This window comes from Pseudomonas sp. SWRI77 (genome assembly GCF_014269105.1).
Lineage (GTDB): Bacteria > Pseudomonadota > Gammaproteobacteria > Pseudomonadales > Pseudomonadaceae > Aquipseudomonas > Aquipseudomonas capeferrum.
Genome location: NZ_JABWRV010000003.1, coordinates 112310 through 137230 on the forward strand (window position 1 = coordinate 112310; position 24921 = coordinate 137230).

General features: G+C 65.4%; 20 protein-coding genes. 11 read left to right on the forward strand and 9 right to left on the reverse strand.

The annotated features are described in order from the left end of the window. Positions 1 to 221 precede the first annotated feature (221 nt). The gene (locus HU766_RS04380; RefSeq protein ID WP_186653889.1) at positions 222 to 1244 is read right to left on the reverse strand and encodes a DUF1853 family protein; all 1023 of its coding nucleotides are present in this window, start codon (positions 1242 to 1244) and stop codon (positions 222 to 224) included. On the opposite strand from HU766_RS04380, the gene HU766_RS04385 reads away from it, so the two are divergent. The 11 genes from HU766_RS04385 to HU766_RS04435 all read left to right on the forward strand — a co-directional run bounded on the left by HU766_RS04385 (position 1243) and on the right by HU766_RS04435 (position 13142). Next, positions 1243 to 2133, forward strand: coding sequence for an NAD(+) kinase (locus HU766_RS04385; protein WP_033700519.1), 891 nt, complete (start codon positions 1243 to 1245; stop codon positions 2131 to 2133). The genes HU766_RS04380 and HU766_RS04385 overlap by 2 nt on opposite strands. After that, on the forward strand, positions 2133 to 3104 hold the full coding sequence (locus HU766_RS04390) for a metallophosphoesterase (RefSeq protein ID WP_186653891.1): 972 nt from the start codon (positions 2133 to 2135) through the stop codon (positions 3102 to 3104). The genes HU766_RS04385 and HU766_RS04390 overlap by 1 nt, the downstream gene beginning before the upstream one ends. Then, positions 3101 to 3988: a rhomboid family intramembrane serine protease gene (locus HU766_RS04395; protein WP_186653901.1), complete on the forward strand. Its 888-nt coding sequence runs from the start codon at positions 3101 to 3103 to the stop codon at positions 3986 to 3988. The genes HU766_RS04390 and HU766_RS04395 overlap by 4 nt, the downstream gene beginning before the upstream one ends. A 13-nt stretch (positions 3989 to 4001) precedes the next feature. After that, a complete protein-coding gene (locus HU766_RS04400; protein WP_033700516.1) occupies positions 4002 to 4262 on the forward strand; it encodes a DUF1315 family protein in 261 nt (86 codons plus the stop codon). Continuing rightward, positions 4259 to 5089: a DUF2797 domain-containing protein gene (locus tag HU766_RS04405; protein ID WP_033700515.1), complete on the forward strand. Its 831-nt coding sequence runs from the start codon at positions 4259 to 4261 to the stop codon at positions 5087 to 5089. Before HU766_RS04400 ends, HU766_RS04405 begins: the two co-directional genes overlap by 4 nt. A gap of 13 nt (positions 5090 to 5102) precedes the next feature. Then, on the forward strand, positions 5103 to 7760 hold the full coding sequence (gene pepN / locus HU766_RS04410; protein ID WP_186653903.1) for an aminopeptidase N: 2658 nt from the start codon (positions 5103 to 5105) through the stop codon (positions 7758 to 7760). Between the two features lie 150 nt (positions 7761 to 7910). Further along, positions 7911 to 8987, forward strand: coding sequence for a YCF48-related protein (locus HU766_RS04415; RefSeq protein ID WP_346656648.1), 1077 nt, complete (start codon positions 7911 to 7913; stop codon positions 8985 to 8987). Between the two features lie 20 nt (positions 8988 to 9007). Next, entirely contained in the window at positions 9008 to 11383 is a 2376-nt protein-coding gene (locus HU766_RS04420) for an RND family transporter (RefSeq protein WP_186654226.1), read from the forward strand. Between the two features lie 69 nt (positions 11384 to 11452). Further along, complete coding sequence (locus HU766_RS04425; protein ID WP_033700512.1) at positions 11453 to 11743, forward strand: DUF5629 family protein; 291 nt, start codon at positions 11453 to 11455, stop codon at positions 11741 to 11743. Next, the gene (locus HU766_RS04430) at positions 11709 to 12839 is read left to right on the forward strand and encodes a lactonase family protein (protein WP_202883654.1); all 1131 of its coding nucleotides are present in this window, start codon (positions 11709 to 11711) and stop codon (positions 12837 to 12839) included. Before HU766_RS04425 ends, HU766_RS04430 begins: the two co-directional genes overlap by 35 nt. Positions 12840 to 12962: 123 nt before the next feature. Next, positions 12963 to 13142: a hypothetical protein gene (locus tag HU766_RS04435; RefSeq protein WP_033700510.1), complete on the forward strand. Its 180-nt coding sequence runs from the start codon at positions 12963 to 12965 to the stop codon at positions 13140 to 13142. A 149-nt stretch (positions 13143 to 13291) separates the two neighbouring features. On the opposite strand, the gene HU766_RS04440 is transcribed toward HU766_RS04435, so the two are convergent. From HU766_RS04440 to HU766_RS04475, 8 genes are all read right to left on the reverse strand, one after another. Continuing rightward, a complete protein-coding gene (locus HU766_RS04440) occupies positions 13292 to 13885 on the reverse strand; it encodes a glutathione S-transferase N-terminal domain-containing protein (protein WP_186653910.1) in 594 nt (197 codons plus the stop codon). After that, positions 13882 to 17526 (reverse strand): SbcC/MukB-like Walker B domain-containing protein, encoded by a 3645-nt coding sequence (locus HU766_RS04445; protein ID WP_186653912.1) that lies wholly within the window; start codon positions 17524 to 17526, stop codon positions 13882 to 13884. The genes HU766_RS04440 and HU766_RS04445 overlap by 4 nt, the downstream gene beginning before the upstream one ends. Further along, positions 17523 to 18761, reverse strand: coding sequence for an exonuclease SbcCD subunit D C-terminal domain-containing protein (locus tag HU766_RS04450; RefSeq protein ID WP_033700507.1), 1239 nt, complete (start codon positions 18759 to 18761; stop codon positions 17523 to 17525). The genes HU766_RS04445 and HU766_RS04450 overlap by 4 nt, the downstream gene beginning before the upstream one ends. Positions 18762 to 19069: 308 nt before the next feature. Next, positions 19070 to 20704, reverse strand: a complete 1635-nt coding sequence (locus tag HU766_RS04455) for a BatD family protein (RefSeq protein WP_186653916.1) — start codon at positions 20702 to 20704, stop codon at positions 19070 to 19072. Beyond that, positions 20701 to 22419: a tetratricopeptide repeat protein gene (locus tag HU766_RS04460; RefSeq protein WP_186653918.1), complete on the reverse strand. Its 1719-nt coding sequence runs from the start codon at positions 22417 to 22419 to the stop codon at positions 20701 to 20703. Before HU766_RS04460 ends, HU766_RS04455 begins: the two co-directional genes overlap by 4 nt. Further along, positions 22416 to 23492: a VWA domain-containing protein gene (locus tag HU766_RS04465; protein WP_186653920.1), complete on the reverse strand. Its 1077-nt coding sequence runs from the start codon at positions 23490 to 23492 to the stop codon at positions 22416 to 22418. The genes HU766_RS04460 and HU766_RS04465 overlap by 4 nt, the downstream gene beginning before the upstream one ends. Then, positions 23485 to 23979 (reverse strand): DUF4381 domain-containing protein, encoded by a 495-nt coding sequence (locus tag HU766_RS04470; protein WP_033700502.1) that lies wholly within the window; start codon positions 23977 to 23979, stop codon positions 23485 to 23487. The genes HU766_RS04465 and HU766_RS04470 overlap by 8 nt, the downstream gene beginning before the upstream one ends. Then, positions 23976 to 24920: a DUF58 domain-containing protein gene (locus tag HU766_RS04475; RefSeq protein ID WP_033700501.1), complete on the reverse strand. Its 945-nt coding sequence runs from the start codon at positions 24918 to 24920 to the stop codon at positions 23976 to 23978. Before HU766_RS04475 ends, HU766_RS04470 begins: the two co-directional genes overlap by 4 nt. Position 24921: the final 1 nt, after the last annotated feature.

A 24921-nucleotide genomic window follows, 5' to 3' on the forward strand; every position in this document is an offset into this window, starting at 1 on the left:
TGATCCTCGTCATCAGGTTTAAGGTGGCGCTCTTGCTGGCGCTCACGGGTAACTGTAACTGCTGATTTGAGGGGATGCTTTGCGCTGGGTCGGTGAAAGGTGTTTGGCCGGTGGGGAATCGCTTGAGGTTTTCAGCGCCTACGAGATCGAGCGCCGCGCGGGCGGCGCTCGATCTTCTGGGGGGGGGCGCCACAAACCTCAAGCCCTGCGCACAAACCCACCTACTCGCTCAGCGCCGGCCAGCCATCGGCCACCAAAAATACCCGCTCTACTTCATGCCAGGCCCCATCGGCCTGCATGTGCAACCTGACCAGCATCTGCGCCGGCGCCTGCTCATCCAACCCCGCCAGCCAAGCCTCGAACTGCTGCACTGTCCAGCACGCCTCAGCCGTGACCCGCGCTGGCGCCAGCCAGGCATTGCGCGGCAGGGGCTGCCAACGTTCAGCTGTGGCCCTTGGCCAATCCCGCCGGCGTAACCAACGCCCGCGCAGATGCAGCGGGTTGGCCCCCTCAGGCGGTTCTGCATGCCCAGGCCATGGGTAGAACAGATAACCCGCAAGCCACAGATGCGCCTGCACCTGCTGCACGCCAAGCCCGGCCAGCGCCACACGGCTGTGCGCACCACTAGACATGGGCAACTGATGCCCGGCCAGGTGCGCCAGCTTGCTGCCCAATCGGTCGTAACACCCCGGCCCGAGCCACTGTGCGGGGTCGCGACCACCGCTGTGGTCCGGCCCCAGGTAAAGCTTGATCGCCAGCTCCAGGTGGTGGGTGCCTTCAGCGTCGCGCAGCAAGATATCCAGCTCGCCCAGCGTGCGCCCACCTTCGCGGATCGCCAGGTTGGCCGCCAGCAGCTCGATACCCGGCGCCTGGCCCAGGGCGAACTGCCACAGGCTTTCGTAGTAAAGCCCCAGGCGCCGGCTGGTCAGCCTCGCCAGCCCGTCACGCAGCGGCTGGTCATCGGCATCCAAGGCCAACAACCAGGCTTTCAGGCGCTGCGGCTCATCGGCCCAGCCACTGCCTGCCAGCGGGTGGCGCTGGGGGCAGGGCGGGGCGCTGAGCAGCGGTGGGGACAGCAGTGTCCAGGCCAGGTCGCGCACGGCAGGGCGGCGCAACTGGCGGGGCAAGTCGTGGAGTTCGGCGAAGGGCATCATCCAGCGAGCATAGCCGGTTTGCCGCTGCCCGGTCGTTTCGCCCATAATCGGCGCATAGTCACCCGCCGCAGAGCCTCGCAGGAGCCCCATGGAGCAATTTCGCAATATCGGTATCATCGGACGCCTTGGCAGCTCACAGGTGCTCGACACCATTCGCCGACTGAAAAAATTCCTCATCGAGCGCCACCTGCATGTGATCCTCGAGGACACCATCGCCGAAGTGCTGCCCGGCCACGGCCTGCAGACGTCCACGCGCAAGCTGCTGGGCGAGGTCTGCGACCTGGTCATCGTCGTTGGTGGTGATGGCAGCCTGCTCGGCGCCGCCCGCGCCTTGGCCCGGCACAACATTCCGGTGCTGGGCATCAACCGCGGCAACCTGGGCTTTCTTACCGATATCCGCCCCGACGAGCTGGAAGAAAAGGTCGCCGAAGTGCTCGACGGCCACTACCTGGTAGAAAACCGCTTCCTGTTGCAGGCCGAAGTGCGCCGGCACCACGAGGCCATCGGCCAGGGCGATGCGCTCAACGATGTGGTCCTGCACCCCGGCAAATCGACGCGGATGATCGAGTTCGAGATCTACATCGATGGCCAGTTCGTCTGCAGCCAGAAGGCCGACGGCCTGATCGTCGCCACCCCGACCGGCTCGACCGCCTATGCGTTGTCGGCGGGCGGCCCGATCATGCACCCCAAGCTCGACGCCATCGTCATCGTGCCGATGTACCCGCATACCCTGTCGGGCCGGCCTATCGTGGTGGACGGCAACAGCGAACTGAAGATCGTCGTGGCCAAGGACCTGCAGATCTATCCGCAGGTCTCCTGTGACGGCCAGAACCACTTCACCTGCGCCCCCGGCGACACCATCACGGTGAGCAAGAAGCCGCAGAAACTGCGCCTGATCCATCCGCTGGACCACAATTACTACGAAGTCTGCCGTACCAAACTCGGCTGGGGCAGCCGCCTTGGCAGCAGGGACGACTGATGCTCGATCCGGCGCGAAGTTTCGACATCATCGGTGACGTGCATGGTTGTGCGCTGACCCTTGAACGCCTGCTCGACGCCCTGGGTTACAAGCGTGTGGCGGGCGTCTGGCGCCACCCACGGCGCCAGGCACTGTTCCTCGGCGACATCGTTGACCGTGGGCCGCGTATCCGTGAGGCCTTGCACATCGTGCACGACATGGTCGAGGCCGGTCAGGCGTTCTGCATCATGGGCAACCATGAGTACAACGCCCTGGGCTGGGTTACCCCGGCCCTGCCCGGCAGCGGCAAGGCCCATGTGCGCGAGCACACGCCACGTCACGCCCGGCTGATCGACGAGACCCTGACCCAGTTCGCCCACCACCCCGGCGACTGGCATGACTTCGTCAACTGGTTCTATGAATTGCCGCTGTTCGTCGACGCCGGGCGCTTCCGCCTGGTGCACGCCTGCTGGGACCCCCGGTTGATCGAGCCGCTACGCCAGCAATATCCGAATGGGCGCATCGACCAACACTTCATCCAGGCCTCGGCCGTGCCCGGCAGTTTCGCCGCCACGGTGTGCAATCGCCTGCTGCGGGGCACCGACATGCGCCTGCCGGACGGGCTGACCCTGACCGGTGGCGATGGCCTGACCCGCGCCTTCTTCCGCACCAAATTCTGGGAAGAAGACCCGCAAACCTATGGCGACATCGTGTTCCAGCCCGATGCCCTGCCCGAGGCAGTCGCCAGCACGCCGCTCAGCCATACCCAGAAGAACGCCCTGCTGCGCTACGCCGAGGACCAACCCTTGCTGTTCGTCGGCCATTACTGGCGCAGCGGCCGCCCGGCGCCGATACGCGACAACCTGGCCTGCCTGGACTACAGCGCCGTGCTCTATGGCAAGCTGGCAGCCTATCGGCTGGATGATGAAACCCGGATCGACCCGCACAAGTTCGTCTGGGTCGACGTCGATCGCCCACAGGCCAATCAATGAACATAATCGAAGTGATGCGCCTGCCGCTGTCGGTCGACCTCAGCGGCTTCGTCCATCTGCTGCAGCGCTTGCAGGTGCCGCACCGGGTCAGCGAAGAAGGCGATGCCCAGGTGCTCTGGGCGCCCGATACCCTGGCCGAAGACGTGCTGCAACTCTACCAGCGCTTCCCGGACGGCAACGCCGACCTTGAGCTTGCCCAGGCGCCAATGGCAGCGGCTTCAACCGCGACTGCCGCCACCCAGCCCTCCCTGAAGGACCAGGCAAAAGCCTGCAAGGTCACCACCGTGATCCTGCTGCTGTGCTTCATCGTCGCGGGCCTCACCAGCCTTGGCGAAAACTTCTCGACCATCGGCTGGTTCACCTTCCTCGATTTCCGCGTACAAGGCGACTACCTGTACTTCACCCCACTGGCCCAAGGCCTCGCCGAGGGCCAATGGTGGCGCCTGGTGTCACCGATGCTGCTGCACTTCGGCGTGCTGCACCTGGCCATGAACAGCCTGTGGTACTGGGAGCTGGGCAAGCGCATCGAACTGCGCCAGGGCCCGTGGCTGTTGCTGGGCCTGACCCTGTTGTTCAGCCTGGTGTCCAACCTGGCCCAGCACTACACCAGCGGCCCGAGCCTGTTCGGCGGCCTGTCTGGCGTGCTCTACGGCTTGCTTGGGCATATCTGGCTGTACCAGTGGCTGGCGCCCAACCCGCACTTCAACCTGCCCAAGGGCGTGCTGGTGATGATGCTTATCTGGCTGGTGGTGTGCCTGACCGGGGTGGTCGGCCAGCTCGGCTTTGGCCAGATCGCCAATGCCGCCCACGTTGGCGGGTTGCTCATCGGATGCCTGACAGGGCTCTTGGGTGGCGGGATGGCCCGGCGTAAACTGTCGGCTTGAATTAGGAGACGCTATGTCCACTTTCGCGCAAATGATCGAAAACATTACCCCCGAAATCTACGAGAGCCTGAAAACGGCCGTGGAGATCGGTAAATGGTCCGATGGCCGCAAGCTCACTGTCGAACAGAAAGAGCTGTCGTTGCAGGCCGTGATCGCCTGGGAGATGCAAAACCTCCCCGAAGATCAGCGCACCGGTTACATGGGCCCGCAGGAATGCGCGTCGAAGTCGGCGCCGATCGCTAACATTCTGTTCAAGTCGGACTCGGTACATTGATCGAACTCGCTCGTGGCTCTTTGAGCAAGATGGCAGTGCGCCTGGAAGCACCGGTCGTGCAATACAGCTTTCGCCTGGGTGAGGAGCAGGTACCGGTCAACCCGTTGATCGGCCAGCGCCTGCGCCTGGAGTACCTCGGCGCCATTCATTGCAGCCATTGCGGCAAGCGCACCAAGACCAGCTTCAGCCAGGGTTACTGCTACCCGTGCATGACCAAGCTGGCCCAGTGCGACATTTGCATCATGGCCCCGGAACGCTGCCACTACGACGCCGGCACCTGCCGCGAGCCGTCCTGGGGCGAGCAGTTCTGCATGACCGACCACGTGGTCTACCTGGCCAACTCGTCGGGGGTCAAGGTCGGCATCACCCGCGCCACCCAACTGCCCACCCGCTGGCTCGACCAGGGTGCCAGCCAGGCCCTGCCGATCATGCGCGTGGCCACCCGCCAGCAATCAGGTCTGGTCGAAGACGTGCTGCGCAGCCAGGTACCCGACCGCACCAACTGGCGTGCACTGCTCAAGGGCGACGCCGAAGTGCTGGACCTGGTCGCCATCCGCGAACAGATCTTCGATGCCTGCGCCGACGGCCTGCGCGAGCTGCAGGCACGCTTTGGCCTGCAGGCGCTGCAGCTGCTGCCGGATGCCGAAGTGGTGCAGATGCGTTACCCGGTCGAGGCCTACCCGACGAAGATCGTCAGCTTCAACCTGGACAAGAACCCGGTGGTGGAAGGCACGCTGCTGGGCATCAAGGGCCAGTACCTGATTTTCGACACCGGCGTGATCAACATTCGCAAGTACACGGCCTACCAGTTGGCCGTGCTCCAGTAAAAAGGACCTGCACATGCGTACCGAACAACCGCAAGTGATCTACCTCAAGGACTACCAGGCGCCCGAGTACCTGATCGACGAGACGCACCTGACCTTCGAGCTGTTCGAGGACCACACCCTGGTCCATGCGCAACTGGTCATGCGCCGCAACCCGGCACGCGGTGCCGGCCTGCCGCCACTGGTGCTCGACGGCCAGCAGCTCGAACTGCTGCGCGCCTCGCTGGACGATCAGGAGCTGCAGCCAAGCGACTACCAGCTTGAAGCCGACAGCCTGACGGTCCACCCCAGGGCCGAGCGCTTCACCCTCGACACCAGCGTGAAGATCCACCCCGAGAGCAACACCGCGCTGGAAGGCCTGTACAAGTCCGGCAAGATGTTCTGCACCCAGTGCGAGGCCGAGGGCTTTCGCAAGATCACCTATTACCTCGACCGCCCGGATGTGATGAGCACCTTCACCACCACGGTGATCGCCGAGCAGCATCGCTACCCGGTGCTGCTGTCCAACGGCAACCCGATCGGCAGCGGGCCGGCTGAAGAGGGCCGGCACTGGGCGACCTGGGAAGACCCGTTCATGAAACCGGCCTACCTGTTCGCCCTGGTGGCCGGCGACCTGTGGTGCGTCGAGGACAGCTTCACGCGCCAGTCGGGCCGCGACGTGACCCTGCGTATCTACGTCGAACCCGAGAACATCGACAAGTGCGACCACGCCATGGTCAGCCTGAAGAAGTCCATGCGCTGGGACGAGGAAGTCTACGGCCGTGAGTATGACCTGGACATCTTCATGATCGTCGCGGTCAATGACTTCAACATGGGCGCCATGGAAAACAAGGGCCTGAACATCTTCAACTCGAGCTGCGTGCTGGCCCGCGCCGAAACCGCCACCGACGCCGCCCACCAGCGGGTCGAAGGCGTGGTCGCCCACGAGTACTTCCACAACTGGTCGGGCAACCGCGTAACTTGCCGCGACTGGTTCCAACTGTCGCTCAAGGAAGGCTTCACGGTGTTCCGCGACGCCGAGTTCAGCGCCGACATGAACTCGCGCACGGTCAAGCGCATCGAGGACGTCGCCTACCTGCGTACCCACCAGTTCGCGGAAGATGCCGGCCCCATGGCCCACCCGGTACGCCCGGACAGCTTCATCGAAATCTCCAACTTCTACACCCTGACCGTGTACGAGAAGGGTGCCGAAGTGGTGCGCATGGTCCGCACCCTGCTGGGCGCCGAGGGCTTCCGCAAGGGCAGCGACCTGTACTTCGAACGCCACGATGGCCAGGCGGTGACCACCGACGACTTCATCAAGGCCATGGAAGATGCCAACGGCGTCGACCTGACGCAGTTCAAGCGCTGGTACAGCCAGGCCGGCACGCCGCGCCTTGAGGTGAGCGAAGCCTATGACGCGGGTGCCCAGACCTACAGCCTGACGTTCCGCCAGAGCTGCCCGCAGACGCCGGACAAGGCCGACAAATTGCCGTTCGTGATCCCGGTCGAACTGGGCCTGCTGGATGCCGAAGGCAACGACCTGTCACTGCGCCTGGCCGGCGAAGCCGCCGCTGCCGGCAGCAGCCGCGTGCTGTCGGTGACCGAGGCCGAGCAGACCTTCACCTTCGAAGGCATCACGGCCAAGCCGCTGCCCTCGCTGCTGCGTGGTTTCAGCGCGCCGGTGAAGCTGAGCTTCCCGTATGACCGCGACCAGCTGATGTTCCTCATGCAGCATGACAGCGACGGCTTCAACCGCTGGGAAGCGGGCCAGCAACTGTCGGTGCAGGTGCTGCAGGAGCTGATTGGCCAGCATCAGCGCGGCGAAGCGCTGAAGCTCGACCAGCGTCTGATCACTGCGCTGGGCACCGTGCTGGGCAACACGTCGCTGGACGCTGCCATGGTCGCCGAGATGCTGTCGCTGCCGGGCGAGGCCTACCTCACCGAGATCAGCCAGGTGGCCGACGTCGATGCCATCCACGCCGCCCGCGAGTTCGCTCGCCAGCAGATCGCCGAGCAGTTGTTCGATGGCCTGTGGGCGCGCTATCAGGCGCACCGCGAGGCCTCGCGCAGCACGGCCTACGTCGCTTCGGCCGAGCACTTCGCCCGCCGCAGCCTGCAGAACATCGCCCTGTCGTACCTGATGCTGAGCGGCAAGCCGCAGGTGCTGGAAGCGACCCTGGAGCAGTTCGACCAGTGCGACAACATGACCGAACGCCTGACGGCCCTGGCGGTACTGGTCAACTCGCCGTTCGAGGCTGAGCGGGCCAAGGCGCTGGCAACCTTTGCCGAGCACTTCAAGGACAACCCGCTGGTCATGGACCAGTGGTTCAGCGTGCAGGCCGCCAGCTCACTGCCGGGCGGGCTGGCGCGGGTCAAGGCGCTGATGCAGCACCCGGCGTTCACCCTGAAAAACCCGAACAAGGTGCGCGCGGTGGTTGGTGCCTTTGCCGGGCAGAACCTGGTCAACTTCCATGCGGCGGATGGTTCGGGCTATCGCTTCCTGGCAGACCTGGTGATCGAGCTGAATGCGCTGAACCCGCAGATTGCTTCGCGTCAACTGGCACCGCTGACCCGCTGGCGCAAGTATGACGCTGCGCGTCAGGCGTTGATGAAGGGCGAACTGGAGCGGATCCTCGCTTCTGGGGCGCTGTCCAGTGATGTGTATGAAGTGGTGAGCAAGAGCCTGGCTTGATTGCCAGTGGGGCCGCAAAGCGGCCCCAGCCTTTCATGTGCTTAACAAAACATAACGTCCCGCTCGTTGTATCCGCGCAACGTTCCCCGCTACGATCCACTCAAGCTATTGCAGGCCTCTACCACAGGCTTTTCGCAGTACCTGCAAGGCATTGACCCACTAAGAAGAACACAACAGGGGACAGTCATGAGGGAGCAGCTGATGGCGCAGCCCAGGCGTGGTGCCTGGCCGCTGGCCGCCGGTGCGATGCTGGCGCTGGCATTGGGAATGTGGACGGGCAGCGTCGAAGCCGCTGCCGCCGACGAATACTCGACCGAATCGGCCAAGGCCAGCCAGAGCCTGCTGATCGACGCCGTCCACGCCGGCAAGCGCCTGGTAGTGGTGGGCGATCGCGGTCATATCCTGTTCTCCGACGACCAGGGCAAGACCTGGACCCAGGCGCGGGTGCCCACCCGGCAACTGCTCACCGCCGTGTTTTTTCTCGACGACAAGCGTGGCTGGGCAGTCGGCCATGATGCGCAGATCCTCGCCAGCACCGACGGCGACGCGACCTGGAGCAAGCAGTTCGAAGACCTTACCCGTGAAGCCCCGCTGCTCGATGTCACCTTCCTCGACGCCCAGCACGGGTTTGCCGTAGGTGCCTATGGCGCCTTGCTGGAAACCCGCAACGGCGGCCAGCACTGGCAGGACGTCGCCGAGCGGCTGGACAACCCCGACCAGTTTCACCTCAACGGCATCGCCGTGATCAAGGAAGCCGGCCTGTTCATTGTCGGCGAGCAGGGCAGTATGTTCCGCTCCAGCGACAACGGCCAGGCCTGGGCCAAGGTCGACGGCCCTTACGATGGTTCGTTGTTCGGCGTGATCGGCACCGCCCAGCCGCAGACCCTGCTGGCCTACGGCCTGCGCGGCAACCTGTTCCGTTCAACGGACTTCGGTGACAGCTGGCAGCCGATCGCGCTCAAGGCCGCGCGCGGCGCACTCGAATTCGGCCTGGCAAGCGCTACGCTTGTCGAGGATGGCAGCGTGGTGCTGGTCGGTAACGGCGGCAGTGTGTTGCGCAGCCATGACGACGGGCAAACTTTCAGCGTCTACAACCGCGCCGACCGCATCGCCCTGGCCGGCGTCACTGGCCTGTCCACGGGCGGCTTGCTGCTGGTGGGGCAGGGTGGTGTGCACCTGGCCACCGCCGAAGGTGCCGACCAGGCTGCCGAGGAGCCGCGCCCATGACCAGCAGGGAGAGCATCACCATGCACCCGCATCATCAGGACAAGGCCACGCTGCTCGAACGCCTGATCTTCAACAATCGCCCCGTGGTCATCGCCCTGTGTGTGCTGGTCAGCATTTTCCTGTTCTGGCAGGCCACGCAGATTCGCCCCTCGACCAGCTTCGAAAAAATGATCCCGCTCGAACACCCGTTCATCGAGCAGATGATGGAGCACCGCAACGACCTGGCCAACCTCGGCAATACCGTGCGTATTTCCGTGGAGGCGGTCAACGGCGACATCTTCGACAAGGACTACATGGAGACCCTGCGCCAGATCCATGACGAGGTGTTCTACATCCCGGGTGTCGACCGCGCCGGGCTGAAGTCGCTGTGGAGCCCCAGCGTGCGCTGGACCGAAGTGACCGAAGAAGGCTTCTCCGGTGGCGAGGTGATCCCCAATACCTACAATGGCTCGGCCGAAAGCCTCGACGCGTTGCGCGACAACGTGCTCAAGTCCGGCCAGGTCGGGCGCCTGGTGGGTAACAACTTCAAGTCCACTATCGTTGACGTGCCGCTGCTGGAGAGCTACCCCGACCCGCAGGACCAGGGCAAGCAGGTCAAGCTCGACTACCAGCAGTTCTCGCATCAGCTGGAAGAAAAGATCCGCGACAAGTTCCAGGCACAGAACCCCAACGTGAAGATCCATATCGTCGGCTTCGCCAAGAAGGTCGGCGACCTGATCGACGGCCTGGTGATGGTGGTGATGTTCTTCGGCGTGGCCCTGGCCATCACCTGTGTGCTGCTGTACTGGTTTACCTGGTGCATCCGCAGCACCATCGCCGTGCTCATCACCACCCTGGTGGCGGTGGTCTGGCAACTGGGGTTGATGCATGCGGTGGGCTTCGGCCTGGATCCGTATTCGATGCTGGTGCCCTTCCTGATCTTCGCCATCGGCATTTCCCATGGGGTGCAGAAGATCAACGGCATCGCCCTGCAGTCCAGCGACGCCGACAACGCCCTGACTGCGGCCCGGCGCACCTTCCGCCAGCTGTTCCTGCCCGGGATGATCGCCATCCTCGCCGATGCCGTGGGCTTCATCACCTTGCTGATCATCGACATCGGGGTCATCCGCGAGCTGGCCATCGGCGCTTCGATCGGTGTCGCGGTTATCGTCTTTACCAACCTGATCCTGCTGCCGGTGGCGATCTCCTATGTCGGCATCAGCAACAAGGCCGTCGAGCGCAGCAAGAAGGATGCGACCCGTGAACACCCGTTCTGGCGCCTGCTGGCCAACTTCGCCAGTGCCAAGGTGGCGCCGGTGTCGATTGGCCTGGCCTTGGTGATGTTCGCCGGTGGCCTGTGGTACAGCCAGAACCTGAAGATCGGCGACCTCGACCAGGGCGCCCCGGAACTGCGCCCGGACTCACGCTACAACCAGGACAACAACTTCATCATCAGCAACTATTCGACCAGCTCGGACGTGCTGGTGATCATGGTCAAGACGCCGTCGGAAAGCTGCTCGATCCACTCGACAATGGCGCCGATCGACGAGCTGATGTGGACCATGGAGAACACCCCGGGCGTGCAGTCGGCGATCTCGCTGGTGACCGTGTCCAAGCAGGTGATCAAGGGCATGAACGAGGGCAGCCTGAGATGGGAAACCCTGTCGCGCAACCCGGACGTTCTCAACAACTCCATCGCCCGCGCCGACGGCCTGTACAACGCCGACTGCTCGCTGGCGCCGGTGCTGGTGTTCCTCAACGACCACAAGGCCGAGACCCTGGAACGGGTTACCGCCGCCGCCAAGGCCTTTGCCGACAGCCACAACAAGGAAGGCCTGCAGTTTTTGCTGGCAGCCGGCAACGCCGGGATCGAGGCGGCCACCAACGAGGTCATCAAGTCGGCCGAGCTGACCATTCTGGTGCTGGTGTACATCTGCGTGGCGGTGATGTGCCTGATCACCTTCCGCTCGTTCGCCGCGACCTTGTGCATCGTCCTGCCGCTGGTGCTGACATCGGTGCTGGGTAATGCACTGATGGCCTACATGGGCATTGGCGTGAAGGTCGCCACCTTGCCGGTAGTGGCCTTGGGCGTGGGCATTGGCGTGGACTACGGCATCTACATCTACAGCCGCCTGGAAAGCTTCTTGCGCGCAGGCCTGCCGCTGCAGGAGGCCTACTACGAAACCCTGCGTTCGACTGGCAAGGCCGTGTTGTTCACGGGGTTGTGCCTGGCCATTGGCGTGTGCACCTGGATCTTCTCGGCGATCAAGTTCCAGGCCGACATGGGCCTGATGCTGACCTTCATGCTGCTGTGGAACATGTTCGGTGCGCTGTGGCTGCTGCCGGCGCTGGCGCGGTTCCTGATCAAGCCCAAGAAGATGGTGGGCAAGGAGGGTGGGTCGATTTTCGCCCACTGATTGCTGTATCTGGGGGCCGCATTGCGGCCCCAGGGTTATAATGCCGGCACTTCTCTAACTGGTATCCCCATGTCCCCCCTTGCCACCGCCCTCGCAGCCTGCGACATGCTGCTGATCGACGGCCTGCACGCCTTCGACTTCACCGCCAACGAAACCGGCCTCACCGTCGAATGCATGGACGGCCGCCAGCTGCGCCGCTGGGCCTTCACCGCCGAACAGGTCGCCGCCGCCATCGCCACGGGTGACGAGTGGCAGCTCAGCGATGCCCAGGGCGAGCATCGTCTAGTCTGTATGAGTGCCTTTCGTGCCCCGGATGAAGACGACGATGAAGCGAATCTGGACGAGCCTGCTGACCGCTAGCCTGATGACCCTGACCCTCAATGCCCAGGCTGCCACACTGCTGGTGGGCAGCTACACCGATGGCGCCAGCCAAGGTATCTACCGCTACCGGTTTGACAGCACGACAGGCCATATCGACCCCACCCCGCAACAGGTGGTCAAGAGCGTGAGCCCCTCCTGGCTGGTGCTCTCGGCCGACCAGCGGCAACTGTTCGCCGTCAACGAAACCGTTCAGGGCCACGTCAGCAGTTTCAGCGTGAGCAGCAAAGGCGAGATCAAACCCCTCAACCAGGTGGCCAGCCGGGGCGACGAGCCAACCCACGCCAGCCTCAGCCGCGACCAGCGTTACCTGTTCGTTGCCAATTACGCGGTCAAGCCAGACCCCGGTGGCAGCCTGGTGGTGATCCCGGTGGCCAAGGACGGCAAGCTCAAGGCGGTGGTGCAGCAGGCCCGGCACAAGCCAAGTGGCGCCAACCCCGAACGCCAGGCCGGCGCCCATGTGCATTCGCTGGTGCTGTCGCCGGATGGGCAGCACCTGTATGCCAGCGACCTGGGCGCCGACAAGGTGTTCATCTATCGCTACGATGGCGCCAGCGCGGACCACCCACTGACCCCGGCGATTCCTGCTTCAGTGGCCTTGCCGCCGGGCAGCGGCCCGCGCCACCTGCTGTTCGACGGCAAGGGGCGACACGCTTACCTGACCCTGGAAATGAGCGCCGAGGTGGTGATGTTCGATGTTCAGGAAGGCAACCTTGTCGAACGCCAGCGCCTGCCCCTGACCGAGCGCCAGGATGCCGCGGCGAAAGCAAGTGGTGGCTTGCACCTGTCGGCGGACGGGCGCTTCCTGTATGTCAGCAATCGGGGCACGGCCAACGAGATCGTGGCGTTCAGCGTAGGTAAGGATGATGGCCAACTGGCGTTCTTGCAGCGCCGTTCGGTCGAAGGTGATCACCCTCGGGAATTTGCCCTGGACCCCAGCGACAACTTCCTGCTCGTGGCCAACCAGAAGAGTAACCAGATTGTGGTCATGCGCCGCGATCCGCGTAGCGGCAAACTGGGGGACACGGTGCAGACGCTGCCACAGGATGCGCCGTCGGACCTGAAATTCATCGAGTGACTATCGATCAGCGTGATAATGGTTACTGCCGCAATGAATTTCTAGCGGCGACCTTGGCGGCGTAAGTTTGACCCAAGGCCCAAACGGGCCAACGTCAAACCACCGCCGTCGAGGTAAGCCCAGATGAACTTCAATCTCTTCCCGGTCATCGCCGCATCCGCCATCTCCGCTTCGGTCGTGCTGCCGGCACAGGCCCATGCCGACACCAGCAGCAAGGCGTCCAGTACCCACAGCTATACCGAGCAGTACCTGCGCCAGAGCGCGCATTTTCATGCAGCCTTGAGTGGCAAGCACGGCCACTGAGCACTACCCGGCTTTTGTGTAGGAGCGGCCTTGCGTCGCGAACAGGGCTGCGCAGCGGCCCCAGCAATCTGTGTAGCGACACAGAACTTGGGGCCGCTACGCGCCCCTTTCGCGACGCAAGGCCGCTCCTACACAAGGGCCATGTCAGGTCACTTGGCCATGACAGCCTTGAACAGGTCCGACGCCAGCCACCCCTCCAGCCAGCTCCGCACCCGCGGATAAGCCGCCTTGGCGAACCACTGCGGTTCGACCCCGGCAAACTGGCGCATCAGGGGCAGCAACGCGGCGTCGGCCAGGCTCGGGTGATCGGCCAGCAGGTAAGCCCGGCCTTCAAGCAATGCTTCGAGCGCTGCCAGCCAGGTTTCGGCCTGCTGTCGGTAGTGCTCGCGGGAATGCTCAGGGTATCGCTCGGCGTACTTGTACAGGTTCACCTGCGCCTTGAACGTGGAGTCGTTACGGGCGATTAGCGCCTCGGCCTGTTGCGCCGCCGCCGGGTCCGCCCGTAGCCGCCAGTCCTGCGGGTCGTTGCGTTCCAGCGCCCAGCGCATGATATCCAGGCTTTCCTCCAGCACGCCGGTACCGGTGTCCAGCACCGGCACCGTACCCTTGGGCGACAACGCCAGCAGCGCGGCCGGTTTGTTCTTCATCGCCACTTCCTCGACCCGTACTTCGCACCCGGCATAGCGCAGGGCCAGGCGCGCGCGCATGGCCCAGGGGCAGCGGCGGAACGAGTAGAGGATCACCCGCACACCTCGACGTCACTCAGGCCGTTGCCCTGGCGGCGCACCTGGATCTGCACCGGGATGCGTTCATGCATCTCCTGCACGTGGGAGATCACCGCGACCTTGCGGCCCTGAGCCTGCAAGCCGTCGAGGGCATCCATGGCCAGTTGCAGTGATTCTGGGTCGAGGCTGCCGAAGCCTTCGTCGATGAACAACGATTCGATGCGCAGGGTGCTCGAGGCCATCGATGCCAGGCCCAGTGCCAGGGCCAGCGATACCAGGAAGGTTTCACCGCCCGACAGCGAATGCACCGAGCGCAGCTCGTCGCCCATCTCGGTGTCCAGCACCAGCAGGCCCAGGGCACTGCCGCCGCGCTTGAGGCGGTAGCGACGCGCCAGTTGGCGCAACTGGCTGTTGGCATGGTGCAGCAGCAGGTCGAGGTTGTAACCCTGGGCGATCTTGCGGAACACATCGCCAGAGGCCGAACCGATCAACGCATTCAGGCGCGCCCAGCGCTGCCATTGCTGATGGGCCTGTTCGATGTCCTCTGCCAGCGCCTGATACGCCAGTTGGCGACGCTGGTCTTCGGCCTGGGCGGCGCGCAGCTCGGCGCACTGCTGTTCATGGTTGGCCAGCAACGTGCGCAGAGCTGCGAGGGACTGCTCAAGGTCTTCGGCCGTGGCCTCGACGCTGGCTTGCGCGGTATGTTGCTGCAGGCGCTGTTCACGCTCCTGCAACAGCACGCGGCCTTGTTCGATGGCCTTTTGTGCAACTTGCAGACGCTGGCGCAGTTCGCCCACTTGTGCGTCGTCCATGGCCAGCAGGCGGTCGAGGCCGCTATCGTCGAGCTCGGGGTGTGCGGCGCGCCACTGAGCGATTTCACCCTGCAACTGCTGGTGTTCGTGGTCCAAAGCCTGCTGGCGGGTGCTATTGGCCTTGAGTTCGCCGGCCAGCTGCAGGGCATGGGTGCGGGCCTGTTGCAACTGCTCGGCAGTCTCGGCTTCGCCTGTGCGGGCGTGCTCTACCTGTTGCTCCAGATGGCGTTGCCAGTCCTCGGCACGCGGGTGTTCACCCAGCAGCTCGGCCAGGGCGGCGCGGGCCTTGTCCATCTGTTCGGCCAGCCCGCTGACCTGCAGTTGCAGTTCTTGCTGGCGCTGCACGCGGGTTTGCTGCTGGTCGTGCAGGCGCTCCAGCTGTTGCAGGCGCTGCTGATGTTCTTGCAGTTCGTCCTTTTGCTGGTCCAGCTGTTGCTGGCGCTGGGCGATCTGCTGGTCGAGGCTGAGGAAGGCCTGCGCCGGCTCATCGCGCAGGGCCTGCAGCACAGGGGGCGGCAGCAGGTTGGCGAAATCGGCCAAGGCCTGCTCAAGGCGTTCCTGGTCGGCGGCCAGGGCTTGGTGCTGCTGGTCCAGGCGGCGTTGTGCCTGCTGTTGGGCTTCGCTCGCGGCTTGCAACTGCTGATTGAGGCGGGTGGCATCCCTTTGCAGGGTCAGCAGCGTGGCTTGGCGCTGTTCGTCACGGCCGATTTCCTGGTCGAGGCGGCGCAGTTGGCTGTCCAGCCAGGCACTGCGGGCCTTGTCTTCATGGGCACTGAGTGCGGGCCACAGGGCATGGGCCGCCAGTTGCTCGGCCAGCGGCTGCAACTGCTCACTCAGTTGCGCCTGTTGATGCTGATACTCCTTGATCTGGCCATTGACCACACCCACCTGGGTGCGCAACTCGATCAGGCGGCTATTGAAGCGCTCGACCTGTGCCAGGGCCGTGGCTTCTTCGGCCTGGTCATGCCGGCCCAGGCTTTGCAGCAGCGCTTCGGGCTGATGGAAGGGATGCTCGGCGCTGCCACAGACCGGGCAGGGTTCGCCCTCGTGCAATTGCGCACGCAGTTCTTCGACGCTGGTGCTGCGCGCCAAGCGCTGACGTTCCAGCAGTTGCCGGGTGAGCGCCAGCGCCTGCTCGGCAGCTTCAAGCTCGGCCTTGGCGGCGGTGCCTTCGCCAATCAGTTGCTGGCGTTGCTGCAGGGCCAGTTGCTGGCGTTCGCGCAGTGACTGGATACCCTGCTGCAGCTCCTGCTCGCGGGCATGCAGGCGCGACAGTTGTTCCACGGCACGTTGCTGTTTGCGGTTTTCCTGCAGCATGCCGCCCAGCAGGTCGAGCTGTTCGGCCAAGGCCTGGGGCTCTGCTGCGGCTTCGCGGAACAGCACTTCGAGTGCGTCGCGCTGGGTTTGCAACTGCGCATTGGCCTGGCTGGCCTGGGCCTGCAGGCCCGGCAGCTCTTCGCCGCCCTGGTTCAGGCGGTTGCCGATCTGCAGCAACTGTTGCAGCTGTGGGCGATAAGCCTGCCAGGCGCTGGTGAGGGCAGCCAGGGGGGCACTCTCGGCCAGGGCAGTGTCGATCTGCGCCAGTTGCTGCTGGCTGCGCTGCTGGTGCTCGGCCAACAGCTGCAGTTGTTGCTCGAGCTCGGCGGCGGCCAGGTCGGCCTGCTGGCCGGCCTGGCGGGCCTTGGTCAGTTCTTGCTCCAGGCGGGTGAGGGTGTCTTGCTCGGCGAAGGCCTGGCGCAGGCGCGGGGCGTTGTCGCCCTGGCTGGCCTGGGCCTGGCTCAGCGCCTGACGGGCTGATTCGAGGGCCCGTTCAAGTTCGCCGATGCGGCCTTGCAGGTCGCTATGCTGGCGGTGTTGTTCGCTGAGCTCGCTGGCCAACGGCGCGAGCTGCGCCGCCAGGGCCTGCTGACGGTGGAACTGGTGGCGCTGGGGCGCCAGGCGCTCCAGGCGCTCCAGGTCCAGGCGCTGATCGGTGAGGTGCTGCCAAGCCTGCTCGGCGGCCTGCAATGCTGAGCTGGCTTCGCCCTGCTGTACCTGCAGCTGGCGCTGTTCATCGAGCCAGGTACGTTGTTGCTCGAGCTGGCGCTCTTGCGCCTGGTCGGCCTTGAACTGCTGCTGTGCCTGCTCCAGGCGCTGGTCGAGTTCGGCGCGGGCATCGCTCGGCATGGGCAGCAGGTGGCTGGCGCGGTCCTTCAGGGTACTGTGCGCCTCGCCGGCCTCGCGGGCCTTGCTGAAGGCACGCTGGCCAAGGCGGGTATAGATCGCCGTGTTGGTGAGCTTTTCCAGCAGTTCGCTGCGTTCCTTGTCGTCGGCCTTGAGGAAGGCGCCGAACTCGCTCTGGGCCAGCATCACCGCGCGGGTGAACTGCTCGAAGTTCAGGCCCAGGCGCGCTTCGACCAGTTGCTTGTATTCCTGCTTGCCACTGGCCAGTACCTGCTCGCTGTCCAGGTCATAAAAGCTCTGGCGGCTGTGCTGCAGTTTACCGTTGGCCTTGTCGCGGGCGCGGTTGGCTTCCCAGCGGGCACGGTAGCGACGGCCGTCGATGCCGACGAAGTCGACTTCGGCGAAACCGCTGCCGGTGCCTCGGCGCACCAGGTTGCGTGGGTCGGAGGTCGGGATCTCGCCGTCGGCGTCCGGCACCTTGGCTTCGCGGCCAATGTCGTTGAGCCGGGGGACAGTGCCGAACAGGGCCAGGCACAGGGCATCGAGCAGCGTGCTCTTGCCGGCGCCAGTCGGGCCGGTGATGGCGAACAGGCCGGCGCTGGCCAGCGGCTCGGCGGTGAAATCGATGTCGATCGGGCCGGCCAGGGATGCCAGGTTCTTCAGGCGGATGGCGAGAATCTTCATGGCTGTTCCTCTTCCAGCTGTGCGTCCTGCAACAGCAGGGCGAAGTCGGCCAAGGCCTGTTCATCGGCGGGGTTGCCGTAGGCTTGCTCCCAGGCGCGGCTGAACAGGTCTTGCGGGGTCATCTGGGACAGTTCGACGAAGGCCAGGTCGTCGTCCTCGGCGCTGGCGCGCCCGGCATATTCGGCGCCAATGCGGATCAGCCGCACGGCTTTGCCTTGCAGGGCGCCTTCGATTTGCTGGCGCAGGTCGGGCTGCGGTTCGTCCAGCACGACGCGCACTTCGAGCCAGGGCTGGCGGTTAGGGTCTTCGAGCAGGTCGATCACCGGCAGTTCGGCCAGCTGTGCCAGCAGCTCGCCGAGCGGTGCCGGGCCGATGCGTTGCAGGGCCACGGCGCGAGGCACCGGGCGCGCTTCGACGCTGACCAGCTCGGCGCCGTCCAGCTCTACCTCCAGCACCTGGTGCGGGTAGTTGATCTCGGCGAACGACAGTGGGATCGGCGAGCCGCTGTAGCGAATGCGGTCTTCGCGGTTGACCTTCTGCGGCTTGTGCAGGTGGCCCAGGGCGACATAGCTGATGGCCTTGTCGAACAGCTTGGCCGGCAAGGCCTCGGCGTTGCCGATGATCAGGCTGCGCTCGGAGTCTTCCGACACGGCGCCGCCGGCCATGTGGGCATGGCTGATGGCGACCAGCGCCTGGTCCTTCTTGCGTTTTTGCAGGGCGGCGGCAATCAGTTGCTGGTGCACCTGGGTGATGCCTTGCAGGTAGTCGTCACCCAGCTGCGGGCCGGTCACTTCCGCGGGGCGCAGGAAGGGCAGCGCCAGGCACCAGGCGCTGATTTTGCCGCGGGCGTTGGTCAGTGGGATCAGCAGGCGCTCGGCATCCAGCTGGCCTTCGTCGAGCCAGTGCACACGGCCCAGGGCGTGGGTGCGCAGGCGGCGCATCAATGCTGCGGGCAGTTCGATGCGCGAGCCGGAGTCGTGGTTACCGGCGATCATCACGATGTCCAGCTTGGGCTGTTGCTCGTGGGCCTGGACGATGAAGTCGTAGAGGCGCTCCTGGGCTTTGACCGGTGGGTTGACCGTGTCGAAGATGTCGCCGGCGATCAGCAGCGCATCCGGCTGGCGCAGGTGCAGTTGGCCGAGCAGCCAGTGGAGGAAGCAAGCGTGTTCGAAATCGCGTTCCTGGCCGTGCAGGCTTTGGCCCAGGTGCCAGTCGGAGGTATGAAACAGACGCATGGATGACCTGTTGGTGTCGAGTCGAGCAAGCGGGGGGCTTGGCTTGGATGATGGGCGTTGCGCAGAGGGGTATGGTAACTCAATGGTGGGGGAGAGGGGCATGCCTGAGGGGGATTGCCTGTGGGGGAATGGATGTGGGGGTACAGGTGCATGTCATGAGTCTTTCAGCGCCTATCAGATCGAGCGCCGCCCGCGCGGCGCTCGATCTCATAGGCCCTGAGTACGTTGTGGCAAGCACCTGCCAGCCCCGGCGCTCGATCTCATAGGCGCTGAAAATGCCAAGCCCTGCACCCGCTGCAGCCCACATGTCACTTCGGATACAACGGCGGCAACCCCCCCGTATCCCCGGAAGGCAGCAGCACCTGCTCGGCCGGCGGAATGGTACCGATCGCCCGCCACAAATCCTCACCCTGCCAATACTGGCCACTCTCGCTATACAAAGCCCCATTCAGCCCATCCAGCGCATCGGACAACGGCACGAAACGCGCCGCCATCTCCGCCAGCGTCTGCGGTTGCTGGCGTGCCCAGGCGTCGAGCGCCTGGCGCGTGGCCTGCGGGTCGTTGGCCTGGCAGGCGCGCTTGAGGTCGTCCAGCAGGGTGCGTGGGCTGGGGCCTTGTTGCGCGGCGCGCAGCACCGCCGGTTGCGAGCGCGCCCGCCACCACAGGGTGAAGCCTAGCAGCGTAGTCAGGGCCAACACCAGCGTGGCAAGCTGCCAAGGCCACAGCAAGCCGCTGCCAGAACGGCTGTCGCCGACCGGGGTGTCGGCGCTCAGCGCCGGGTTGTCCTGAACGTCCAGGGTTCGCGCCGGCAGGCTGGTGTGCTCGAGGTGATCTTCACGGGTGTTCCACCACGATACTTCCAGCGCTGGCAGGGCCAACTCGCCACTGTGGGTAGGCACCAGAGCCTCACGCTCCTCGCGGTTGGCGGTCATGCCGCGGTCGTTGATTTCGTTGCGCAGCAGCGGCTGGTCGGGGTAGCGGCGCAGGCCGGTGATCTCGGTGGCCGGCAGCGGCGGCAGCTGAGTGCTGGACAAACCGTCAGCGCGCAGGGTGATGTTGCGGGTGAGGGAATCGCCAATCTGCGTCTGCTGGCTGCCTGGGTCGGGGTTCCAGTGCTCTTCAAGGGTCAGGCTGCGTGCGGGCAGCCACGGCGCACCGGCCGGCCAGGCCGCCGGAATCGGGCGCACGGCGAGGCGCAGCGGCAGCGAGCTGACCTGCACCTGGCGGCCGGCACGCGGCGCTGCGGCGGGCGACTGTTCGTCGTCGACGCTGGCGGCGGCGGTGGCGGTAAAGGTCAGGGGGGGGATTTCCAGGCCGCCGCTCTGCTGCGGATAGACGGCATAGCGGGTTTCAATCACCCCGTGGCGCACGCCGTTGATTTCCTTTTCGTAAGTGCGCGACTCGCCCAAAGGCTCGACCTTGGCGTTGTCCAACTGCAGCGGGCTGAGGCTGCTGTCGTCATACAGCGCCACCGAATGGTAGATGCGCAGGGTCAGCACCGCCTGGGCCTGGACATACACATCGGTGCTGTCCAGGGTCGCTTCGATGAACACTTGGGAGGCGCTGTCCTGGCGGCTGGCATCGGCCTGCAGCACTTGCAGGTCGATGGCCTGGCTGCGTGACTGGCCCAGTTGCAGTTCCGGGATGCGCAGGCTGCCGCTGCGCCGTGGCAGCAGGGTGATGATCCAGCGGGTGCTGGCGCGGGTTTCGCCGTCGAGGGTGTGCAGGCTGTTCAACTGACGAGTGCCACGCACCTCGAAGTCGCCCTCCAGGGCACGCAGGTCGGGCTTGCCAAACTGGGTCACGTCCTGGCTTTCGAGGGTCAGTTCCAGGCTTTCGCCGGCGCCCAGGCGGGTACGGTCGACGCTGGCTTGCAGCATCGGTTCGGCCTGGGCCAGCAAGGCCCATAAGAAACCGAGGAGAAAGACGCCGAAGCGACTCATTGTGGGTTGTCCTGATGCAATTGCTGTTCATACCAGAATTTGCGCCGCAGCAGTTCCGCCGGGTTATCGGGGATCTCCCGCAGCCACTGTTCAAGGGCTTGACGCTGTTCGGCGTCGAGGCTGGTGGACACTGGGCGCTGGGGTGGCTGGATGATGTCGTCGGCGGCGCCGCCCTGGTTGCCCGGTGTGGCCTGGCTGTTGTTGCTGCCTTCGCCGGGTTGTTCGGCGTTGGCGTGTTCGTCACTGCCGGGCGTGCCCTGTGCGGGGTTGCTGGCCGAGCTGCTGTTGCCTTCGGTTTCGCTGCCGGGTGTGCCTTGGGCTTCGCTGCTGGCGGCTTGTTGTTCGGCCTTGGCCTCACGCTGTTGCAGCATTTGCTGGACCAGCGCCTGGTTGTCCAGTGCCGGTTGCAGGTCGGGTTGGCGCTCCAGGGCCTGGTCATAGGCGTCCAGCGCGGCTTCCAGCTCACCACTGCGGGCCAGGGCATTGCCTCGATTGTAGTGCGCTGCCGCCGTATTGCCTTCGGAGAAGGCCTGGGCGGCACCGGCGTAATCGCCGGCCTGATACAGCGCCATGCCGCGCCATTGCGCGTCCTGGAAATGGCGCGCGGCGCTGGCCGGGCGGTTCTGTTCGAGCAGGCGCTGGCCTTGCTGGTCGGGGCGCAGCCACAGGTCATTGAACTCGAACGCCTGGCTGGGCTGCGGCAGGGCCAGCAATAGCGGCAGGCAGAACAGCCAGCCGCGACGGCCGGCGCAGGCTGCCAGCAGCAGCAGTGGAATCAGCAACCAGTAGCCCTGGTCTGCCCAGCTATCCAGTTGCAAGGTCTGGCCGTCGTTCCGCAAGGCGCGCGGGTTGTCGAACAGGCCCAGGCCGCGCAGGTCGAGGTCGTCGACCCGGGCATTGCGGTAGCGCCCGCCGGTGCTGCTGACAAATGCCTTGAGGCTGGCGCTGTCCAGGCGTGGCAGCAGGATGCCGCCCTGGTCATCCTTGAGGAATTCGCCGTTGGCCTGCCGCACCGGGGCGCCGTCGCGGCTGCCGATGCCCAGCATCAGCAGGCTTGGGCCCTGGCGGCCGAGGGCCTGGACGATGCCTTGGCGTTCCGCTGCGCTGAGCGAGGAGCCAATCAACAGCAGGCGGCCTTGCCCCAGGCCGCTCTGGGCCAGCAAGGCCAGGCCTTTTTGCACCGCCAGGTCTGCGCGCTGGCCGGGTTTGGGCATGATCGACGGGTCGATCGCCTCCAGCAGGTTGCGGGTGGTACCCAGGTCGTCGGACAGCGGCACCAGGGTGTGGGCGGACCCTGCGTAGACGATCAGTGCGGTCTGGCTGTCGTGGCGGTGTTCGAGCAGGTCGAGGACCTTGCGCCGGGCCTGCTCCAGGCGGTTGGGTGGGCTGTCCTCGGCGAGCATCTGTGGGGTGAGTTCAAGCAGGATCACCAGCGGGTCGGCCGGGCGTTGGCGGTTTTCTTCCACGCGTTGCCAGCTCGGCCCGAGCAGCGCCATGACCACCAGTGCCCAGGCCAGGCCCAGCACGACCCAGGGCAGTTTGCTGGTGCTGCCGCTGCCGCCCCCAAGCAGCACGGCATGGAAGGCCGGCGGCAAGATCATCTGCCAGCGCCCGGCGCGTTTGCGCCGGTGCCAAAGCTTGAACAGCAGCCAGCCGAGCAGCGGCACGACCAGCAGCCAGAGGGGGCGCAACCATTGTGGCCAGAGCTCGATCATCGCCGCCTCCTCAGCCGCAGGCGTTTGAGGCGCTGGCGCCATTCCGGATGCGGCTGCAGAAAGCGCGGTTTGCGCAGCAGGCGCTGCAGACGGTTGTCGGGCCATTGCACGGCCACTACCAGCAGCACGCTGAGCAACAGCGCCAGGGCCAGGGGCCAGGCATACAGGGCCTTGGCGGTGCGCGCCTGGGTCGGTTGCTGGGCCACCGGCTCCAGTTCGTCGAGGGCGTCGCCGATGGCGTCCAGTTCGGCGCCGTCGTGGGCGCGGAAGTAGGCGCCGTGGGTCATGTCGGCGATTTCCTTGAGCGAGGCTTCGTCCAGGTCAAGGCTCGGGTTGAGGCCCAGCAGGCCAGGAGTGCCGCTGGCCTCGGGGTTGGCACCGATGCCGATGGTATAGATGCGCACGCCTTCCTGGGCGGCCAGGCGGGCGGCGGTCAGCGGGTGGATCTGCCCGCCGTTGTTGGCGCCGTCGGTGATCAGCACCAGCACCCGGCTCTGTGCCGGGCGCTGGCGCAGGCGCTTGACCGCCAGGCCGATGGCGTCACCGATGGCGGTGTTCTTGCCGGCGATGCCGATCTGCGCTTCGTCGAGGAAGGTACGCACGGTACGCCGGTCGAAGGTCAGCGGGGCCTGCAGGTAGGCCTGGCTGCCAAACAGGATCAGGCCGACCCGGTCGCCTTCGCGGTCCTGAAGAAAGTCGCCCAGCAGCGCCTTGACCAGGTCGAGGCGGCTGATCTCGTCGTCCTTCCACTGCATGTCGGGGAAGTCCATCGAGCCCGACACATCCACCGCCACCAGCAGGTCGCGACCGCTGGCCGCCACCGGTACTGGGTCGCCGAGCCATTGCGGGCGGGCTGCGGCCAACAGCAGCAACAGCCAGATGATGACGATGGGCGCCTGTTGGCGCCAGGTCGGCAGGTTGAGCCGCGCCCGGCGCCCGGCAAGGCCTTCCAGCTCGTTCAGGAAGCCCACCTTGAGCACCGGCTCGCCACTGTCGGCGGCGGGCAGCATCATGCGTGCCAGCCACGGCAGCGGCAGCAGGGCGAACATCCACGGCCAGGCCAGTTCAAACATGCTTGCGGATCCAGGTTTCGACAGCCTGGCTGAGGCCGACGATGGCTTTGTCGTCGAGTTTGCACTCAGGCTTGTAGGCGCCTTCGACCAGCACCATCCAGCGGGTCAGGCCGGCGGCCGGGCAGCGGTTGTCGAGAAATGCCAGCCACTGGCGACCGTTGAGCGTGTGGCTGTTGGCACCGGGGTAGTGGCTGCGGCACAGGCGCTTGAGCAAGCCGTTGATCTGCTGCAGCCAGGCGCCGGCCGGGGCTCCGTCATAGGGGCGCGGCAGGCGAGCAAGTTCGGCCAGGGCGGCCACGCGCACTGGATCGAGCGGTTGCTCGGCACGCACGATGCGGCGTTTGCCGGGGCGCCAACGGCGCATACGCCACAGGCCCCAGGCAAGCAGCGGCAGCAAGGCCAGCAACACCCACCAACCCGGTGCCGGTGGCCACAGGCCGATTGCCTCTGGGGTGATCAGCGGGTGCAACTGGTCCAGCGGGTTCATTTACTGCTCCCCGCGCGCTGGGCGTTGAGGTACTCGCGCAACTGCTCGATCATCTCGCTTTGGGTGCTCAGCGGCATCAGCACCACGCGCAGCTTCTGTGCCATCAGTTCCCAGCGCTCGATACGCGACTCGGCTTGCTGGCGGTAAGCCTGGCGCAGGCTGGCGTCCAGGGTGTCGAGCTCCAGTTGCGCGCTGCGCTGGGCGAAGCGCAACAGGCCGGCAGCGGGCAAGGCGTGGTCGAGCGGGTCGGAGACGGGCAGCAGCAACAGGTCGCAGTGGCGCGAGAGCATGGCCAGGTGTTGCTCGACCTGGTCGGTCAGCGCGCGTTCGTCGCAGATGATGATCGCCAGGCTGCCAGGGCGCAGCACTTCGCGCGCCCGGCGCAAGGCCAGGCCAAGGCTGTCGGCCTGGGGCGTGGCTTCGGTGTGCAGCGACTGGTTGACCTTGGCCAGGCGGTTGAGCAACTGCAGCAGGCTCTGCTTGCTGCGCCGCGGCTTGATTTCGTGGTGTTCGTTGTCGCCGAACACCAGCCCGCCAATGCGGTCGTTGTGCCCCAGCGCTGCCCAGCCGAACAGTGCTGCGGCCTGGGCTGCCAGTACCGACTTGAACATCAGCCCCGAGCCGAAGAACAGCCGCTGGCTCTGCTCGACCAGAATGAAGATCGGCCGCTCGCGCTCTTCATGGAACAGCTTAGTGTGTGGCTCCTGCGTGCGCGCGGTGACGCGCCAGTCGATGTTGCGCACATCGTCGCCGGCCTGGTAGACGCGCACCTGGTCGAAGTCCACGCCGCGTCCGCGCAGCTTGGAGTGGTGCAGGCCCACCAGCGGGCTGCGCTGGCCGGGCCGGGAAAACAGCTGGATTTCGCGCACGCGGTGGCGCATATCGATCAGCTCGGCAAGGCCGATACGGATGCCGGGCTCGGCCAGCTGCGCGGTGGGCATG

Coding starts and splice junctions, on each gene's coding strand:
- HU766_RS04385 (WP_033700519.1), top strand. CDS start 1,243: ATGGAGCAATTTCGCAATATCGGTATCATCGGACGCCTTGGCAGCTCA.
- HU766_RS04380 (WP_186653889.1), bottom strand. CDS start 1,244: ATGGGGCTCCTGCGAGGCTCTGCGGCGGGTGACTATGCGCCGATTATG.
- HU766_RS04390 (WP_186653891.1), top strand. CDS start 2,133: ATGCTCGATCCGGCGCGAAGTTTCGACATCATCGGTGACGTGCATGGT.
- HU766_RS04395 (WP_186653901.1), top strand. CDS start 3,101: ATGAACATAATCGAAGTGATGCGCCTGCCGCTGTCGGTCGACCTCAGC.
- HU766_RS04400 (WP_033700516.1), top strand. CDS start 4,002: ATGTCCACTTTCGCGCAAATGATCGAAAACATTACCCCCGAAATCTAC.
- pepN (WP_186653903.1), top strand. CDS start 5,103: ATGCGTACCGAACAACCGCAAGTGATCTACCTCAAGGACTACCAGGCG.
- HU766_RS04420 (WP_186654226.1), top strand. CDS start 9,008: ATGCACCCGCATCATCAGGACAAGGCCACGCTGCTCGAACGCCTGATC.
- HU766_RS04425 (WP_033700512.1), top strand. CDS start 11,453: ATGTCCCCCCTTGCCACCGCCCTCGCAGCCTGCGACATGCTGCTGATC.
- HU766_RS04430 (WP_202883654.1), top strand. CDS start 11,709: ATGAAGCGAATCTGGACGAGCCTGCTGACCGCTAGCCTGATGACCCTG.
- HU766_RS04435 (WP_033700510.1), top strand. CDS start 12,963: ATGAACTTCAATCTCTTCCCGGTCATCGCCGCATCCGCCATCTCCGCT.
- HU766_RS04445 (WP_186653912.1), bottom strand. CDS start 17,526: ATGAAGATTCTCGCCATCCGCCTGAAGAACCTGGCATCCCTGGCCGGC.
- HU766_RS04450 (WP_033700507.1), bottom strand. CDS start 18,761: ATGCGTCTGTTTCATACCTCCGACTGGCACCTGGGCCAAAGCCTGCAC.
- HU766_RS04455 (WP_186653916.1), bottom strand. CDS start 20,704: ATGAGTCGCTTCGGCGTCTTTCTCCTCGGTTTCTTATGGGCCTTGCTG.
- HU766_RS04460 (WP_186653918.1), bottom strand. CDS start 22,419: ATGATCGAGCTCTGGCCACAATGGTTGCGCCCCCTCTGGCTGCTGGTC.
- HU766_RS04465 (WP_186653920.1), bottom strand. CDS start 23,492: ATGTTTGAACTGGCCTGGCCGTGGATGTTCGCCCTGCTGCCGCTGCCG.
- HU766_RS04470 (WP_033700502.1), bottom strand. CDS start 23,979: ATGAACCCGCTGGACCAGTTGCACCCGCTGATCACCCCAGAGGCAATC.
- HU766_RS04475 (WP_033700501.1), bottom strand. CDS start 24,920: ATGCCCACCGCGCAGCTGGCCGAGCCCGGCATCCGTATCGGCCTTGCC.